This is a genomic window from Pseudomonas sp. PA-4-8C, assembly GCF_021606625.1.
GTDB classification, from domain to species: Bacteria; Pseudomonadota; Gammaproteobacteria; order Pseudomonadales; family Pseudomonadaceae; genus Aquipseudomonas; species Aquipseudomonas lactis.
This window is the reverse complement of the sequence record NZ_WKCD01000107.1, coordinates 1-16,418: the sequence shown is the minus strand read 5'-3', so window position 1 is coordinate 16,418 and position 16,418 is coordinate 1. Positions and strand designations below refer to the sequence as shown.

General features: G+C 62.0%; 16 protein-coding genes. 9 read left to right on the top strand and 7 right to left on the bottom strand.

Annotated elements, in window-relative coordinates; translation table 11 throughout:
- The first annotated feature begins 127 nt into the window (after positions 1 to 127).
- The 4 genes from GIW04_RS16925 to GIW04_RS16910 all read left to right on the top strand — a co-directional run bounded on the left by GIW04_RS16925 (position 128) and on the right by GIW04_RS16910 (position 4,917).
- Complete coding sequence (locus tag GIW04_RS16925) at positions 128 to 1,507, top strand: iron-containing redox enzyme family protein (protein ID WP_120249072.1); 1,380 nt, start codon at positions 128 to 130, stop codon at positions 1,505 to 1,507.
- Positions 1,508 to 1,518: 11 nt separating this feature from the next.
- Positions 1,519 to 2,463, top strand: a complete 945-nt coding sequence (locus GIW04_RS16920; protein ID WP_003192004.1) for a N5-glutamine methyltransferase family protein — start codon at positions 1,519 to 1,521, stop codon at positions 2,461 to 2,463.
- Between the two features lie 6 nt (positions 2,464 to 2,469).
- Positions 2,470 to 3,588 (top strand): carboxylate-amine ligase, encoded by a 1,119-nt coding sequence (locus tag GIW04_RS16915; protein ID WP_120249092.1) that lies wholly within the window; start codon positions 2,470 to 2,472, stop codon positions 3,586 to 3,588.
- An 84-nt stretch (positions 3,589 to 3,672) separates the two neighbouring features.
- Positions 3,673 to 4,917: a zinc-dependent alcohol dehydrogenase gene (locus GIW04_RS16910; RefSeq protein ID WP_094774109.1), complete on the top strand. Its 1,245-nt coding sequence runs from the start codon at positions 3,673 to 3,675 to the stop codon at positions 4,915 to 4,917.
- A 152-nt stretch (positions 4,918 to 5,069) separates the two neighbouring features.
- Here GIW04_RS16910 and GIW04_RS16905 read toward each other — a convergent pair whose 3' ends face one another.
- Positions 5,070 to 5,501, bottom strand: a complete 432-nt coding sequence (locus GIW04_RS16905; protein ID WP_034134520.1) for a hypothetical protein — start codon at positions 5,499 to 5,501, stop codon at positions 5,070 to 5,072.
- A 92-nt stretch (positions 5,502 to 5,593) separates the two neighbouring features.
- Positions 5,594 to 6,382 carry an AraC family transcriptional regulator gene (locus tag GIW04_RS16900; protein ID WP_120249073.1) on the bottom strand — a complete coding sequence of 263 codons (789 nt, stop codon included), beginning with the start codon at positions 6,380 to 6,382 and terminating at the stop codon, positions 5,594 to 5,596.
- Positions 6,383 to 6,467: 85 nt separating this feature from the next.
- Here GIW04_RS16900 and GIW04_RS16895 point away from each other — a divergent pair, with 85 nt between their 5' ends.
- The 3 genes from GIW04_RS16895 (at position 6,468) to GIW04_RS16885 (ending at position 9,219) form a co-directional block, all read left to right on the top strand.
- Positions 6,468 to 7,466, top strand: a complete 999-nt coding sequence (locus tag GIW04_RS16895) for a bile acid:sodium symporter family protein (protein ID WP_034134518.1) — start codon at positions 6,468 to 6,470, stop codon at positions 7,464 to 7,466.
- Between the two features lie 87 nt (positions 7,467 to 7,553).
- Entirely contained in the window at positions 7,554 to 7,916 is a 363-nt protein-coding gene (locus GIW04_RS16890; RefSeq protein WP_034134517.1) for a hypothetical protein, read from the top strand.
- Between the two features lie 112 nt (positions 7,917 to 8,028).
- Positions 8,029 to 9,219 carry a sugar transporter gene (locus GIW04_RS16885; RefSeq protein ID WP_047711121.1) on the top strand — a complete coding sequence of 397 codons (1,191 nt, stop codon included), beginning with the start codon at positions 8,029 to 8,031 and terminating at the stop codon, positions 9,217 to 9,219.
- A 169-nt stretch (positions 9,220 to 9,388) separates the two neighbouring features.
- On the opposite strand, the gene GIW04_RS16880 is transcribed toward GIW04_RS16885, so the two are convergent.
- On the bottom strand, positions 9,389 to 10,588 hold the full coding sequence (locus GIW04_RS16880; protein ID WP_120249074.1) for an NAD(P)/FAD-dependent oxidoreductase: 1,200 nt from the start codon (positions 10,586 to 10,588) through the stop codon (positions 9,389 to 9,391).
- A 111-nt stretch (positions 10,589 to 10,699) separates the two neighbouring features.
- On the bottom strand, positions 10,700 to 11,695 hold the full coding sequence (locus GIW04_RS16875; protein ID WP_120249075.1) for a GlxA family transcriptional regulator: 996 nt from the start codon (positions 11,693 to 11,695) through the stop codon (positions 10,700 to 10,702).
- A gap of 285 nt (positions 11,696 to 11,980) precedes the next feature.
- Here GIW04_RS16875 and GIW04_RS16870 point away from each other — a divergent pair, with 285 nt between their 5' ends.
- Both GIW04_RS16870 and GIW04_RS16865 read left to right on the top strand, forming a co-directional pair.
- The gene (locus tag GIW04_RS16870) at positions 11,981 to 13,534 is read left to right on the top strand and encodes a DUF726 domain-containing protein (RefSeq protein WP_120249076.1); all 1,554 of its coding nucleotides are present in this window, start codon (positions 11,981 to 11,983) and stop codon (positions 13,532 to 13,534) included.
- Positions 13,535 to 13,576: 42 nt separating this feature from the next.
- Positions 13,577 to 14,896, top strand: a complete 1,320-nt coding sequence (locus GIW04_RS16865; protein ID WP_003191984.1) for an Nramp family divalent metal transporter — start codon at positions 13,577 to 13,579, stop codon at positions 14,894 to 14,896.
- A 27-nt stretch (positions 14,897 to 14,923) separates the two neighbouring features.
- Here the strand turns inward: GIW04_RS16865 and GIW04_RS16860 are convergent, their stop codons facing one another.
- The 3 genes from GIW04_RS16860 to GIW04_RS16850 form a co-directional block, all read right to left on the bottom strand.
- On the bottom strand, positions 14,924 to 15,301 hold the full coding sequence (locus GIW04_RS16860; protein ID WP_003191983.1) for a type II toxin-antitoxin system VapC family toxin: 378 nt from the start codon (positions 15,299 to 15,301) through the stop codon (positions 14,924 to 14,926).
- Positions 15,298 to 15,654 carry a type II toxin-antitoxin system Phd/YefM family antitoxin gene (locus tag GIW04_RS16855; RefSeq protein ID WP_232964649.1) on the bottom strand — a complete coding sequence of 119 codons (357 nt, stop codon included), beginning with the start codon at positions 15,652 to 15,654 and terminating at the stop codon, positions 15,298 to 15,300. Before GIW04_RS16855 ends, GIW04_RS16860 begins: the two co-directional genes overlap by 4 nt.
- Before the next feature lie 140 nt (positions 15,655 to 15,794).
- Positions 15,795 to 16,418: substrate binding domain-containing protein (locus GIW04_RS16850; RefSeq protein WP_236479069.1), on the bottom strand; the 624-nt coding region annotated here is incomplete at its 5' end.

Genomic DNA, 16,418 nt, shown 5'->3' with positions numbered 1-16,418 from the left:
ACCCAACCCCGTTTGAATTTTCTGCACACCCCGAGGCTCTGCATTTTAGAAGCGCGTGATGTTGAACGCTCTTGCGGGGCCACCTTGTGGGAGGCCCGTTGTAACGGACTTTGCGGAAACTGCCATCATGACACTCCTTACAGCGCTGTCTGGCCAGCCGGCCTCGCTCACCCATTCGGCCCAGGGCCGCCATCAACAGGTGTACCAACAGCTGCATGGCGAAACCCAAGACGCCACCGAACTGGCGCGTGAATACCTGCACGATCAATTGGCCCTGGTAGAAGCCACCGACTGCGACTTGCCAGAGGCGCCCGAACAGCTGCTGGCCTGGGTCGAGCAGCGCTGCGCCGAGGTGGCCCAGGCCTATGCCGACTACCTTGAGCAGCGCCGGCAAGGCGGGCCACGGCGGTATTTCCAGAACAAGGCCCATGCGTTGTATTTCCTGCAGTGCGTGGCGCCCACCAAACAGGTCGACGGCGCCTGGCTCTACGGCTTGCTGCGCTATTGGCAAGACCAGCGCTTCGACGGCCTGCTCACCACTTACCTGGAAGAGTTGGGCGACGGTGAAGCCGCGCAGAACCATGTGGTGATCTACCGCAAGTTGCTCAGCGAGCACGATGCCGACAGCGAAGCCGGCCTTGAGGATGATCATTACCTGCAAGGCGCCCTGCAACTGGCGCTTGGCGTTTGCGCCGACGAGTTCCTGCCGGAGGTCATTGGCTTCAACCTGGGTTACGAGCAACTGCCGCTGCACCTGTTGATCACCGCCTATGAACTCAGTGAGCTGGGTATCGACCCTTATTACTTCACACTGCATGTCACCATCGACAACGCCAGCAGTGGTCACGCGTGCAAAGCTGCACAATCGGTGCTGAACCTGCTGCCGCTGGGCGAGGGCAGGGCAGACTTCTATCGCCGGGTGGCCGCAGGCTACCGCCTGAATGATCTGGGCGCGGGTGCCACGTCTGTGATCAAACAATTCAACCTGCAGGACCAGGTGGTGGCGATGCTCGAACGCAAGCGCGCCTTCGGCCAGCATATGCATTCGGACTACTGCCGCTTCGAAGGCCAGACCGTCAACCAATGGCTGGCCAAGCCGGGGCAGATCGGCGCGTTCCTCAAGGCCCTGGAAGACAAAGGCTGGATCCAGCACAACCAGGACCCCGCCAACAGCCGCTTCTGGCAATTAATCGAGGGCGCTGGCGCCGCGATGTTCGGGGTGTTCAGCGGTTATGAAAAACAGCTGATCCATGATTGGATCGCCGGTGAATGGGTTGCCAGCGAACGCGTGCCGCCCGTGCGGCCGGGACGCGGCAGCCGGTTTGCCCGCGAGCAGCATCGACCAGCGGACCCGGATACCCAGGCCCTGGCGGAGTCGTTGTGCAACCTGCCCGATGTGCAACAGCTCAATGCGCTGATCCCATGGCTGTCGGCACGCCGTCACTGCACGCCTGCCGGGCTGTATGCCACTCGCCGCTTTATCCAACTGCGTGCGCGCTTGCGCTAAGGAATGTGCCTATGTCTGCGCAACAACTGGCTGACCGTGCCTTGTTGAATTTGGGCCGGGGGTTGAAGGAGGGCGGTTATCGCTTTATCACACCGACGCCCTTGACCCACGAGCGTGTTTACCGGCGGCTGGCGACGCCTCTGGCAATGACGCTGCGCGATGTGTTCGGGTGGTCGATGCCGTTCGATCAAGGCCTGTTGCCCGAGGCCCTGCGTGAAGAGTTGCAACAGGCGGATGTGATCGAAAAACACGGCGCGCTATGGCGCAGCGCGGTGCGTTGGTCGAGCCTCGATGAGCTGTTGTTCGCCCATTCGCCTTATCCCACCGACCAGGCGGACGCGGTGTTTTTCGGCCCCGACAGCTACCGCTTTGCCCAGGTGATCGAAGCCTATCTGCAACAGCGTTTCGAGCCGCTCAAGCGCGCCGTGGACATCGGCTGTGGCGCCGGTGTCGGCGCGCTGGTGATTGCTAAAGCCAGGCATGACGCCCAGGTGCTAGCAGTGGACATTAACCCCCGCGCGCTGCGCATGACGGCGGTGAATGCCGAGCTGGCCGGGCTGAATAACGTCAGCGTTTACCACAGTGATGTGTTAGCCAGTGTGGAGGGCGAGTTCGACCTGATCGTCGCCAACCCGCCGTACATGAAAGATGACCGTCAGCGCGCCTATCGCCATGGCGGTGGCGCCCTGGGGGAGCAGTTGTCGCTGCGCATCGTCAGTGAATCCATCGGGCGCCTGGCCCTGGGCGGTAGCCTGCTGCTGTATACCGGGGTGGCGATGGTGGCCGGCAGCGATCCCTTCCTGGAGGCGGTCAAGCCGCTGCTGGGCAGCGACGCCTACGGCTGGACCTACCGCGAACTGGACCCGGACGTCTTCGGTGAAGAACTGGAAAAACCAGGCTATGAGCAGGTGGAGCGCATTGCCGTGGTCGCACTGACTGTCACCCGACTGCGCTGAATGTCGATGCTCACCTTTGGCATTGAAGAGGAATACTTCATTACCGACCTGCACAGCCGCCAGATGGTGTGCGAGCCCTCGGCAGCGGTGCTGGCGGCCTGCCGCGAAGCGATTGGCGCAGGCTTCTCCTATGAGATGTTCCAAGGGCAGATCGAGGCGGCCTCACCGGTGTTCACCTCCAGCGCCGAAGCGGCGGATTACTTGCGGGCAGTACGCGGCAACCTGGCGCAATCCCTGGCTGAGTTCGGCCTCGGTGTGGTGTGCGCCGGCAGCCACCCTCTGGCCGATTGGCGTGGGCAGCGGCCGACCGATCAGGCGCATTTCCGGCAACTGTTCGACGATATTCAGTATGTAGCGCGGCGCAGTGTGTTGTGCGGGCTGCATGTGCATGTGCAGGTGCCGCAAACGCTGGACCGCATCGCGGTGATGAACCAGGTGTCGCCGTGGTTGCCGTTGTTGCTGCTGCTCAGTTGCTCGTCCCCCTTCTGGGACGGCGCGCCCAGCGGCTTCATGAGCTACCGCCAGGCCGCGTGCGACGAGTGGCCCCGCATGGGCGTGCCGGAACACTTCAGCGATTGGGCCGAGTACCAGCGCTACCTGGTCATGTTGCAGCGCATCGGCGCGATCAAGGCCGATGGCAATGGCTGGTGGGGCATCCGCCCCGCGGCGCGTTACCCCACCCTGGAACTGCGCATGACCGACGCCTGCCCACGGCTGGCGGACGCCTTGGCCCTCGCCACGCTGTTTCGGGTAATGGTTACCCATGCCTGCGCGATGCAGCGCCCTGGAGCCAGGTTCAGTGCCGAGGCGCGCTGGCTGCTCAAGGAAAATCGCTGGCAGGCCAAGCGTTATGGGGTCGCTGGCACCTTCGCGTTGGACGACGCAGGCACCCTGGGCAGAGCTGAGCAATGGCTGCAATGCGCCCGACAGACGTTTGCCGCCACCGCAGAGGCCATTGGCGAGCCGCTGCTGTTCGATACCCTGGATGCGTGGCTGCAACGCGGCAACAGCGCGGCCGAGCAGTTGCGCTGGCAGGCCCAGGCCCAGGCGAGCGGCGCCGATACGCGTGCCAGCTTGCGCCAGGTAGTCGACCTGCTGTTGGCCCAGACTCGCGGCGACCATTGATCGGGTCTTGATCGAGGTTGATGGAACACTGAGGGGGTTGCTCCGCCCTTAATCAGTAACCCCTCAACGGCAGGAGCGCAGAGCATGCGAGCGATGACTTACCAGGGCGCACACAAGGTGCAGGTGGATACCGTGCCCGATCCGATCATTGAACAACCCGACGACATCATTCTGCGGGTCACCGCCACCGCGATCTGTGGCTCGGACCTGCACCTGTACCGGGGCAAGATCCCGACCGTGGAGCACGGCGATATCTTCGGCCATGAGTTCATGGGCATCGTCGAAGAAACCGGCCCGGCCGTCACCGCGGTGCAACGCGGCGACCGTGTGGTGATTCCGTTCGTGATTGCCTGTGGCGATTGCTTTTTCTGCCAGCTCCAGCAATTCGCCGCCTGCGAAACCACCAATGATGGGCGCGGTGCGATCCTGAATAAAAAAGCCATCCCACCGGGTGCCGCGCTGTTTGGCTACAGCCGCCTGTACGGCGGTATTCCCGGCGGTCAGGCGGAATGGGTGCGGGTGCCCAAGGCCAATACCGGGCCGTTCAAGGTGCCCGGCACCCTGGCGGATGAGAAGGTGCTGTTCCTCTCCGATATTCTGCCCACCGCTTGGCAGGCGGTGACCAACGCTGGCATCGGCAAAGGCTCCAGCGTGGCCATCTATGGCGCCGGGCCCGTGGGTCTTCTCAGTGCGGCATGCGCGCAGATGCTGGGCGCCGAACAGATCTTCATGGTCGACGACCATCCGTATCGTTTGGCCTACGCGCAGAAAACCTACGGCGTGATTCCGATCAATTTCGAAGAAGACGATGACCCGGCGGACACCATCATCCGCCAGACCGCTGGCATGCGCGGCGTCGATGGCGTGGTGGACGCGGTGGGTTTCGAGGCCAAGGGCAGCACTACAGAAACCCTGCTCACCGCCCTCAAGATCGAAGGTAGCAGCGGCAAGGCCCTGCGCCAGTGCATCGCCGCCGTGCGTCGCGGTGGCGTGGTCAGTGTCGCCGGGGTGTATGCCGGGTTTATCCATGGCTTCATGTTCGGCGATGCCTTCGACAAGGGCCTGACCTTCAAGATGGGCCAGACCCATGTGCAGCGGTTCTTACCCGAGTTGTTGGAGCATATCGAGCTGGGGCATCTGCACCCGGAGGCGATCATCACTCACCGGCTGCCCCTGGAGCAGGCGGCGCGGGGGTATGAGCTGTTTGATAAAGCCGAGGAGGAGTGCCGCAAGGTGATCCTCCTGCCGGGTGGGAGCGACCGGCCGCTGACCGAACCGCTGGACGAACTGAACCCTGAGTTGCGCGTACAAGGCGTTCCCGGTTTCTAAATTAATACCCGGAAAAATGTGGGAGCTGGCTTGCCTGCGATGGCGGTGCGACAGTCACTGCATCTGTGACTGCACTACCGCTTTCGCAGGCAAGCCAGCTCCCACATGGATCTTCTTTGCTTCGACAGTGGTGTTTCCCACATTAGCCGGTGTCAGGCTGCGGCTTGCGGCTGGATGCGCAGTTCGCCGTCGACATCCTTGACCAGCCCACTGGCGACAAACAGCGGCGCCAGGCGTTTGTGCAGCTGCGGCTCGACGAATTCCTTCACCGTATCCAGCGCCAACACACCACTGAGCGGCAGCTCGGCCTTGGTGTACGACAACCAGGCCTTTTTCAACGCCATTAATACATCACTGCCCGCCGTCGAAGCGAAGCGACGGTGCACGGGCTTACCCTCGAAGGTAAAGGTATGTTGGAACTCATAACCGCTTTCATCGCCACCATTGGCCGTGCAGCGCACACAGGTGCAAGGGCCGTCGCCGAAGGCGCTGCGCAGGTAGGCGTTGAAGTCCACCACGGGCTTGAGTGACAGGCGCTTATCAACCTCGAACAGGTCCCCGGTCATTTTTTCGTCAGTGTTCAACGTCCATTTCCTCGCAGTCGGTTGCTGTGTTTCAAAGCGCGGCACAATACCAGCCGAGCGTGGGTTTGGGGATTATTTGCGTCGTGGGAGGGTCAGCGGAAGAATTCACCGGGGGTGGAATCAAACTGCTGACGAAACGCGTTGATAAAGGCTGAGGTCGACTCATAGCCACACCCCAATGCCACATCCGTCACCCGCTCGCCTTGTTCCAGGGCGGGCAGGGCGCTTAACAGGCGCAGGCGCTGGCGCCACGCGCGAAATGTCAGCCCGGTGTCACTCAGGAACACCCTACTGAGGGTTTTTTCGCTGACTCCCAGCTTGCGGCTCCAATCGCCCAACGTGGTTTGCTGCTCGGGATGCAGGTTGAGGCTGCGGTAGATCTGCCGCAGCCGTGGGTCGTGAGGCAGCGGCAACATCAAATCCACCTGGGGCGCGGCAGCGAGTTGGTCGAGCAGTACCTGAGCCAGGCGTCCGTCCGGTCCGTCCTCGGTATATTCGACCGGCAATTGGCTGAAGTTGCGGATCAACTCGCGCAACAAACTGCTCACCTCCAGCACTTGGCAACGCTCGGCGGCCCAGGCGGTGACGCTGCAGTCGAGGTACAAGCTGCGCATTTCCGTATGGGGCGAACTGAACACCCGATGGGGCATGCCGGCCGGGATCCACACCGCGCGCTGGGGTGGTGCGACGAAACGGCCGACGCTGGTCTGGATCTCCAGTACCCCGGAAATCGCGTAGGACAACTGCACCCACGGATGACTGTGCCGTCGCGTCAGCGCCCGATTGGGCAAGGATTCAGTGCGCCCGTACACCGGCCTAGGAAGGCTGGAAAGCCCAGGCACGCTGCGGCGAACGGCTTTTTCATGTCCTTTAGGCGGCATTTACTGGCTCATTGGCGTTAGTCGGTAACAGGTGGTTACGTTAGAGTCGTCGCGACGCTCTTGGCAACCCCTGGAAGAATTGCTTATGACCCGGCCCCGGTTTCTGCCCGACAACTTCACCCTCACCCTCATCGCCACCGTGATCCTCGCCTCACTGCTGCCCGCCAGCGGCCAGACTGCCGTGGCGTTCGGCTGGGTCACCAACCTGGCCATCGCGCTGCTGTTTTTCCTGCATGGCGCCAAGCTGTCGCGCAAGGCCATCGTCGCCGGTGCCGGCCACTGGCGCCTGCATCTGCTGGTGTTCAGCCTGACCTTCGTGCTGTTCCCGCTGCTGGGCCTGGCGCTCAAGCCGCTGCTGTCGCCGTTGATCGGCAACGAGCTGTACATGGGCATGCTCTACCTCTGCGCCTTGCCGGCCACCGTGCAATCGGCAATTGCCTTTACCTCCCTGGCCCGCGGCAACATCCCGGCGGCCATCTGCAGCGCGGCGGCGTCCAGCCTGTTCGGCATCTTCCTGACGCCGCTGCTGGTAGCGCTGCTGCTCAACGTACACGGTGATGGCGGCTCCACAGTCGATGCAATTGTCAAAATCAGCGTGCAGTTGTTGTTGCCGTTCATTGCCGGGCAAGTCGCCAGCCGCTGGATTGGGGGCTGGGTCGGGCGTAACAAAGCCTGGCTCAAATTCGTCGATCAAGGTTCGATTCTGCTGGTGGTCTACGGGGCTTTCAGCGAGGCGGTCAACGAAGGTATCTGGCACCAGATCCCGCTGTGGGAATTGGGCGGGTTGGTGGTGGCCTGCTGCGTGTTGCTGGCCCTGGTGCTGGTGGCGTCTACGCTGCTGGGCAAGGCGTTTGGCTTTAACCAGGAGGACCGCATCACCATCTTGTTCTGTGGTTCGAAGAAAAGCCTGGCGACCGGCGTGCCGATGGCACAGGTGCTGTTTGCCGGGGCAAGCATGGGCGTGTTGATCCTACCGTTGATGCTGTTTCACCAGATCCAGTTGATGGTCTGCGCGGCGTTGGCCCAACGCTATGCCCAGCGGCCGGAGAGCATTCCTGAGTTGATGGGGCAGGTGGATCCGTGACGCACCTCTCATTGGCGGGTAAATAAGCTCAAGTTAACCGGCGTGCCGACGACTTACTTCTTAACTAACCCAAGAAGGAGTGTCGGCATGAACGTTCATCGTGTAGCGGTACTGACTGGCCTCCTGGGCCTGTGGGCAAGTACCTGCGGCGCCGCACAAACCGTGGGGCAGGGCACCATCAGGTTCAGCGGCGCGATTGTCGAGTCAGGGTGTGCGACAAATGCGCGCAGCGGTTCGGTGATGGAACTGCGTGGCTGTGCCCAATCCAGTCGTGGCAGCCGCATCGAGGTGCGCAGCGTCGCGCCAGTTGCCAGCGTCGACGCACCCCATGTGCGGCTGGTGGCGGACAGCGGCGAGGGGCGCTATTACGATCAGCGTTATGTGCTGGTAGACAGCGCTGGCAAGCTGATTCAGTCGGGCAACTACGTGATCACCATGACCTCGCCATAAGCCTTGGGGCGACGATCCGCAGCAACAGCGGTGCGAGAAACCTATAGAATGCTCGGCGGCGGCGCTTGTCCTGGGTGGCCGCTTGATCATCGTCAGAGTACCGCGCCCGTCAATGAGCCTTTCAGCCGCAACCCCCCAAGCCAACTGGCAACCGGTCATCGCCCTCGCGCTGGCTGCGTTTGTGTTCAATACCACCGAATTCGTCCCCGTCGGGCTGCTCAGCGCCATCGGCGCCAGCTTTGACATGCCCGTGGCCAGCGTCGGCCTGATGCTCACCATTTATGCGTGGATCGTGTCGCTGACCTCGCTGCCGGTGATGCTGCTGACCCGCAACGTCGAACGGCGCAAATTGTTGATCGTGCTGTTCGGCCTGTTTATCGCCAGCCATATTCTTTCCAGCGTGGCTACCAGCTTCGGCTTGCTGATGGTCAGTCGGGTCGGCATCGCCCTGGCCCACGCGTTGTTCTGGTCGATCACGGCTTCCCTGGCCGTACGTCTGGCGCCGGAAGGCAAGCAAGTGCAGGCCCTTGGCTTGTTGGCCACCGGTACGTCCCTGGCGATGGTGCTGGGCATTCCCTTGGGCCGCCTGTTGGGCGAGGCCATGGGCTGGCGCACTACCTTTTTGGTGATCGCCGCCTTCGCTGCCGCGCTGGTGTTCTGGCTGGCGCGCACCTTGCCGCTGCTGCCCAGCCAGAACTCCGGCTCCCTGCGCAGCCTGCCGCTATTGTTCAAGCGTCCGGCGCTGGTGGCGCTGTACGTGCTGACGGCGATGACCGTCACCGCCCAATTCACCGCCTACAGCTACATCGAACCTTTCGTCGAAGGCGTCGCCGGCCTGGGCGGCAGTGCCGTGACCCTGATCCTGCTGGTGTTCGGTGGTGCTGGCATCATCGGCTCGTTGTTGTTCAGCCTGGTGCATCGCTTCAACCCCCACCTGTTCGTGATCGGCGCAGTGTCTATCCTCGCCGCGTGCCTGGCGCTGATGCTGCCGTTGAGCGGCGCCGAGTCTTACCTGGTGGGGCTGAGTATTTTCTGGGGCATGGCGATCATGGGCTTTGGCCTGGCCATGCAGTCCAAGGTGCTGGTGCTGGCACCGGACGCCACCGATGTGGCCATGGCGATGTTTTCCGGGATCTACAACATCGGCATCGGCGGTGGTGCGTTGATGGGCAGTTGGGTCGGCAGCCACTTCGGCTTCGCCTGGATCGGCGCGGCGGGCGGTTTGCTGGCGGGGTTGGCGTTGGTGGGGTATTGCCTGGCGATTCGGCGGTTTGGGCAAGGTGGTGCCCCGATGCCAAGCTGATCGCCCCGTATCCACCGGATAACTGCAGACTTAATGTGGGAGCTGGCTTGCCTGCGATGGCGGTGTGTCAGCCACTGCATCTGTTGCTGCGCGACCGCTTTCGCAGGCAAGCCAGCTCCCACATTTGATCTTCACTGCCTTGAGCAATGCGTTCGCTTAACTGACTGTCCTACGCCACCGGAATCAACGGATCCGCCGCCGCCAGTGCCACTGCTCTATCCGCCGCCGGTGGGTAGATCCACACGCTATTGATCTGCTGTTTGAGTTCCTTGGCTTCCTGGCCCACCAGCTTGAGCTGACGGTCCCAGCCTTCGGTGTACACCGCGCCCCAGGCACCGAGGTCGAGGCAGGTCACGTATTTGGGTTGGCTGTAGGCCATGGGGGCCACGCCGATCAGATCGGCGGCGACGTTGTTGCCGGCGTAGCGGCCCAGGGCGATAGCGTGCTGGCAGGACATGGCAGCGAAGTTGCCCAGCGCGTCTGTGGCGGCGTAGGCCACGTCGCCAGCGGCGAAGATGGCAGCCTGGCCCTTGACCTTGAGGTGGGCGTCCACGTGCAGGCGGCCCTGGGGATCGCGGGTGCCCTCAACCTGTTCGGTCAGCGGGTTGGCGCGAAAGCCGATGGTCCAGATCACGGTGCTTGATTCAATCCGCTGCCCATCCGCCAGGGTCACGCCACCGGCATCCACCGAGGCGACCGAGGTGTTCAGTACCCATTCAATCCCCAGCTCGCGGCTGGCTTCGATGATAGAGGGGCGTATGCCGTCGCCCATCGACGCGGCAATCTGCGGCCCGCGGTCGACCACGATCACACGGATGTTGGCCGTCTCACCCAGTGCCGCACGCAGGCGCGCCGGCATTTCGGTGGCGGTCTCGATACCGGTAAAGCCGCCGCCGGCCACCACCACGGTATTGCGGGCCGGGCTGTCGGGCAGGTTTTTCAGGGCGTTGATATGGGCTTCAAGGTGCGCGGCGTCTTCGATCTGATCCACATCGAACACTTGCTCGATGCCGTCCATGCCGGGGCGGTTCAAGCGGCTGCCGGCGGCCATTACCAGGCGATCGTAGGCGAGGGTGGCCGGGATGCCGGCCGCGTTGCGATAGGTCACTTGCTTATTAGGGGTGTCGATGCTGTCGGCGGCGCCTTGCACAAAGGTCACGCCCACAGCGTCGAACAGCGCATCAAGCGGGGCCAGCATGGTATGCACATCGGGCTCGTAGAACCGCGGGCGAATACGCAGCTCCGCTTGGGGGGCGAGCAGGCTGATGCGCACATCGTTGCGTTCGTGCTTGTCCAGCAGCCGAGCGGCGCTCAAGGCGCTCCACACGCCACCAAACCCGGCGCCGATGATCAGAATATGTTGTTTCATGGGGTTGCTCCAGAGACCAGGTAAGCCGCAAGGCATTGCCGGATCACTGTAAAAGCAGCAGGGCCTGTCCGAAAGGACAGATAACCCTGGATGACTGCCAGGTCAGTCGGCCTAGCGGGAAAAACGCTCGCGGTAGTCGCGCGGTGAGATGGCCAGGTGGCGGTGGAAGGTGCAGCGCATGCGTTCTTCGTCGCCAAACCCGCACAGCCCGGCGATCTGCTCGATGCTGCGCTGGGAGTCTTCAAGCATGCGGCGCGCCGCGTCCATGCGAAACAGCTCAATGGCCTTGGCCGGGGTGCGACCGGTTTTTTGCTTATAGACCCGGGCAAAATTGCGTGGGCTCATATGGCTCTGCGCGGCCAAGCGTTCGACGCTGAGGTCACTGTCGCGCAGGTTGTCGCTGATCCAGGCATGCAGCGCATCAAAGCCGGCGCTGTCGGCGGTTTGCGCTTGCAGCACCTGGCTGAACTGCGCCTGGCCACCGGGGCGCTTGAGGAACACCACCAGTTCGCGTGCCACTTGCAGCGCCACTTCGCGCCCGCAGTCGGCCTCCACCAACGCGAGCGCCAGGTCGATCCCGGCACTGACGCCCGCCGAGGTCCACACCTGGCCCTGCTGCACGAAGATCGCGTCCACGTCCACCTCGATGCTCGGGAAGCGTTGCTTGAGCAGCTCGCACATGGCCCAATGCGTCGCCGCGCGGCGACCCTCCAGCAAGCCCGCCAACGCCAGCAAAAACGTGCCGCTGCACACCGACGCGGTACGTCGCGCCTGACCGGAGGCGTTGCGCAGCCAGTCCACCAGCGCAGTATTGTCCAGCATGGCTTGCTCAATGGCGGGCGCGCCGGGTACCACCAGGGTGTCGATGGTGGCTGGGTCCAACTGCGCCAAAGCCACAGTGTCGACGCTCAAGCCTTCGGCGGTTGACATCAGCCCGCCCGCCAGGCTGGCATTGTGCAGCACATAACCTTGCAAACCGCGTTCGGCCATGGCCTTGGTGGCGGCCCAGAACACCGTCTGCGCGCCGGTCAGGTCGAGCAAACCCATCTGCGGATACGTCAGGAACACCAAGGTGCGCGGTTGGGCCAATGGGGAGAGTAGGGTCATACGCTGGCCAGTTGCTCGATCTGGCTCAAGGTGCGCAAGTTTGCACCCATGCCCCTGGTAAATGGCTTGAGTTGTTCAAGTTTGGACGTCATGACAGTGGTCTCCGGTAAAGGGGCAGGGCGCTGTTTTACCATGCCCCCCAGACAGTTTAAGCCGTCGCGCAGCGTTTGGTCTTGGTTGAATACTGTTTTGGCCAGGCCCTTCTGCAAACGTCGGTCAGGATTCACCGTTCTGATCGCCTCTGTTTGTTACTATCGCCATCCCGTCAACCGGAGTCGCCGCCCTATGCAACACCAGTGGGATGAAATGCACCGCACCCGCAAGCCCACGTTCGTCCTGTGTGGCGAGCCCCAGGGGGATGTGCTCAATCTCTATGTTCACGGTTACTCGGCGTTCTTCAACCGCCAGCAACTGGGCAACTTCAAGCAGCAGTTGGCGGGTATCGAAGGTTCGACCAACTTGATGCTGTTCTGGCCGGCGGGGCATTTTCTGGAAAACCTGTTTGCACCGTTCAAGGACGTGCTCGCCTCGCTGCTCGGCGGTGGCGGCCTGGGCGCGGCGACGGTGGGCGTGGGCAAGGCTATTGCCTATTTTCTCGACCATTACAAAAGTGTCGAGGCACGGGTGGATGAAGTGGCCAAGACCTTGTTGCCCGAACTGGCCGGCTACCTGCGCAACCAGGCGCTGCCGGTGCGGCGCATCAACCTGATCGGCCATTCCCTGGGCGCACGCATTCTGGTCAAGAGCCTGCTGGCCAGCCCCGAGATCGCTCGCGAATTGCCGTTGAATAACCTGTTGTTGATGGGCGGCGCGATCTGTACTTCGAGCCCGTGGGACGAAGTGTCGGCGCCGCTCAAGGGGCGGCTCATCAACTGCCATTCCAGCAAGGACTGGGCGCTGGCCATGAAGCCCGATACCGAGCGTTGCATCGGTCGCTATGCGATTGACGTGACGCCCGCGCTCAAGGCCAAGGTCACCAATGTGCACCTGGCCAGCTTCGATCATGCCGCCTATTGGCCGCAGTTGAAGACGGTGGTGCAGTACACCGATTTGCTGCAGGAGCGGCGCGGCATGATCCGTGTGGACTCGCGCAGCAGTGAAGTACGGTTTGCCGAAGCGGACGGGGACCTGTACCCGGCATTGGTGCAAGCGCGGCCGGAGGAGCTGAAGTTTCTTGCCGAACTGATGGCGCAAAAGCGCAGTGCTGCGATTGATGCCAGTGTGCGCGAACCGTTGAAACTGGCCATTGAGTTGCAGCGCATGGGCGGCGACAGCTTTATGAACCTGGCTCGTGGCCATGGCGTGGGCTATCGCCAGATTGCCGAAGACGTGGCGCAACGCCTGGGCATCAAGTTCGACCAACCACTTGAACACGTGGCGCTGGCAGAGATCGAAGGGCAGGTCGCAGAAACACTGATCGAGCAGTACAAGGACAAACTCAGCCGCGCTGATCGTCAGGCGTTCGAGGCCGAGCTCCAGGCGGCTGCGCAAAAAGAGCAGGGGGTGTTCAAGCGCTTGGATGTGGGCCGTTCGGCTACCGCAGCCTTGAGCGGCACGGCATTGGCCGGGCTGACCGGGTTTATCCTGCGACGCGGTGCGGCGACGGCGATCCCGGTGGTGGGCCAGGCGCTGGCTGCGGCGATGTTGCTGGTCAGCGGCGTTCGGGCGTTTTCCGGCCCGGCGTATTCGATCACGACCTTGGCGGTATTGGTGATCGGCGTGATTCGTCAGCGCATGGAGCGCGAGGCGCTTAACCAGGAGCTGGATCTGGTGGTGCAAGTGGTGGAAGCGTTTGACCTGCCACGGGATACGGTGATGCGCACGGTCGCCACCGACTGATAAGCTGCTGCCCAAGTCTTGTGTATTTGCCTGGAATACCGCGTGAAATTCAGCCTGCCAAAAATCGCTACCGCCCCGTTCTGCCCGCCGGAAGTGGCTGGTTCTGTCGCTGTTGATCCCAAGGCCTCGTTTTTTAAACGGGTGTTGATGTTCGCTGGCCCAGGCCTGTTGATCTCCATCGGCTACATGGACCCCGGCAACTGGGCAACGGCCATTGAAGCCGGTTCACGCTACGGCTACAGCCTGCTGTTTGTGGTGCTGCTGGCCAGCCTGGCGGGGATGGCGGTGCAATGCCTGTGTTCAAGGCTGGGCATCGCCACCGGCAAGGACCTGGCGCAACTGTGCCGTGAGCGCTACAGCCAGCGCTCTGCTCGTACCCAGTGGGTGTTGGCGGAAATCTCCATCATCGCCACAGACCTTGCCGAAGTGCTCGGCTGCGCCCTGGCGTTTCACCTGTTGCTGGGCGTGTCGTTGACCACCGGCATTGTCATCACTGCCTTCGATACGCTGTTGATCCTGGCCCTGCAAAATCGTGGTTTTCGCCGCCTGGAAGCGATCATGCTGGCGCTGGTCGCCACCATCGGCGTGTGCTTTTTCATCGAACTGGTGCTGATCAAACCCTACTGGCCCGACGTGCTCAGCGGGTTCACCCCGTCACTGTCGGCCATCAGCGATGCGGCGCCGTTGTACCTGGCCATCGGCATCCTCGGCGCTACGGTCATGCCCCATAACCTCTACCTGCACACCTCTATCGTGCAGACCCGCCTGATCGGCAAGGACCTGGCGAGCAAGCAGGACGCGGTCAAGCTGGCGCGTATCGACACCATTGGCTCCCTGGCCTTGGCGCTGTTGGTCAACGCCGCGATTCTGGTGCTGGCGGCAGCGGCCTTCTATAAGACCGGTCATACCGATGTGGTGGAAATCCAGGACGCCTATCACCTGCTCGACCCCCTGGTCGGCGGTGCTTTCGCCAGCATCCTGTTCGGTATCGCCTTGCTGGCTTCGGGCCAGAGTTCGACCTTTACCGGCACCATTGCCGGCCAAGTGATCATGGAGGGTTACCTCAACCTACGTATACCTTGCTGGCAGCGCCGCCTGATTACCCGTGGGCTGGCGTTGATCCCGGCGTTTCTAGGCGTATGGCTGATGGGTGATGATGCCATCGGCAAGCTGCTGATTCTCAGCCAGGTGGTACTGAGCCTGCAGTTGCCCTTTGCGTTGTACCCGTTGATCCGCATGACCGGTGACAAGCAATTGATGGGGCCGTTCGTCAATCGGCTGCCCACGCGGCTGCTGGCGTGGTTTCTGTTCGCGGTGATCAGTGGGGCGAATGCGTGGTTGATTGGGCAGTGGTTGTTCTGACACTGAGGTGCATTGCCGAGGCAGTGCCTACACCAAGATGGCCAAGGATGTGTATTGGGCAACTTCTGGGTCAGCAGTCAATAGCTTCATCGGCTCAGTCATGGCTGTTGCAATGATCAGCCGATCGAAGGGATCCTTGTGATGATGTTCAAGATCCCTGACGGCAATGGCATGCTCCAGGCTGATGGGTAATTCGACGAAGCCACTTTCCAGGCAGTATTCGCGAATTTTATCTAAGTCCACAGCGAGCTTTCCCAAGCTAACCTTGATTGCCATCTCCCAAAATGTCGCCGCACTGACATAAATTTCGGCGGCGTTTTCTATCAGCTTGCGGGCTTTACCGGACAGTTTGGAGTCATCGTTGAGTGCCCATAGCAGGATATGGGTATCCAACAATAGCCTCATGAATGACTGCCCTCAAAGGCATCCAAAAGATCGCTGGGGAGTGGGGCGTCGAAGTCTTCAGGAATGGTCAACTCGCCCTTCATTGCGCCAATTCGCCGGCCCTTGGACTTACCAAGCGGGACGAGCTGCGCCATTGCGCGACCATGTTTGGCGATAGTGATGATTTTGCCAGCGGCGGCTTCATCGACCAGTTTGGACAGGTTGTTTTTTGCCTCACCGAGGGCAACGGTAATCATGGGGGCTTCTCCGTGTTTTGGCCAAATATAGCCAAAACTACGACCGCTATCAAAGATGGCACGACCACTGGCGGCCGCTCGTTCAGCGCGGGATGGTGTGTGGTACGTAGTGACCATGAAGTCTCTCCAAATAAATTTGGCTAAAGTCTGCCCCAGCGCACCGTCCCCAGAAATACTGGCCCTCAAAATCAGAACGGGCCTACGTTTTCTACTAGGAATATTCCTTCACTGGCGCCGTTCAGCAGCGTCAAAATCCGTCACCGATCCCAATACGGCACCGTCCCAAAACACTCCACGAAATAGTCGATCACCGTGCGCACCTTCAACGACAGTCTGCGGCTGCCCGGCCACAACGCGGCGATCTGTTGGGGCTCCAGGGTTGTCGCGACCTCGTACTCACTCAGCACCGCCTGCAAGGTGCCGGCGCGCAGGCTTTCGCCAATCAGCCAGGACGGGAACACCACCAGGCCCAAGCCTTGTTCGGCGGCGTGGGTGAGGGTGTCGGCGTGGTTGCCGGTGATGGGGCCGCTGACGCTGTAGGGTGTCCAATCGCCTTGGCCGTGGCGGAAGAACCAGCGCTCCTGGCCGGTGATGCCTTTGTAGGCCAGGCAGTGGTGGTGGGCCAGTTCGGCGGGGTGGCGCGGCGTGCCATGTTGGGCCAGGTAAGCAGGGCTGGCGGCGATGCGAAAACGTTGCGGCGCGAAGATGCGCGCCTGCATGCCCGAGTCATTGAGCACGCCGATGCGAAACAGCAGGTCGGTGCCATCTTGCAGCGGGTCGACGAAGGTGTCGGTCTGCTGGATATCCAGTTGCAGCTTCGGGTAGCGCCGGCACAGCCCTCCCAGCCAGGGTGAAAGGTGACGCTGGCCGAACACCATGGG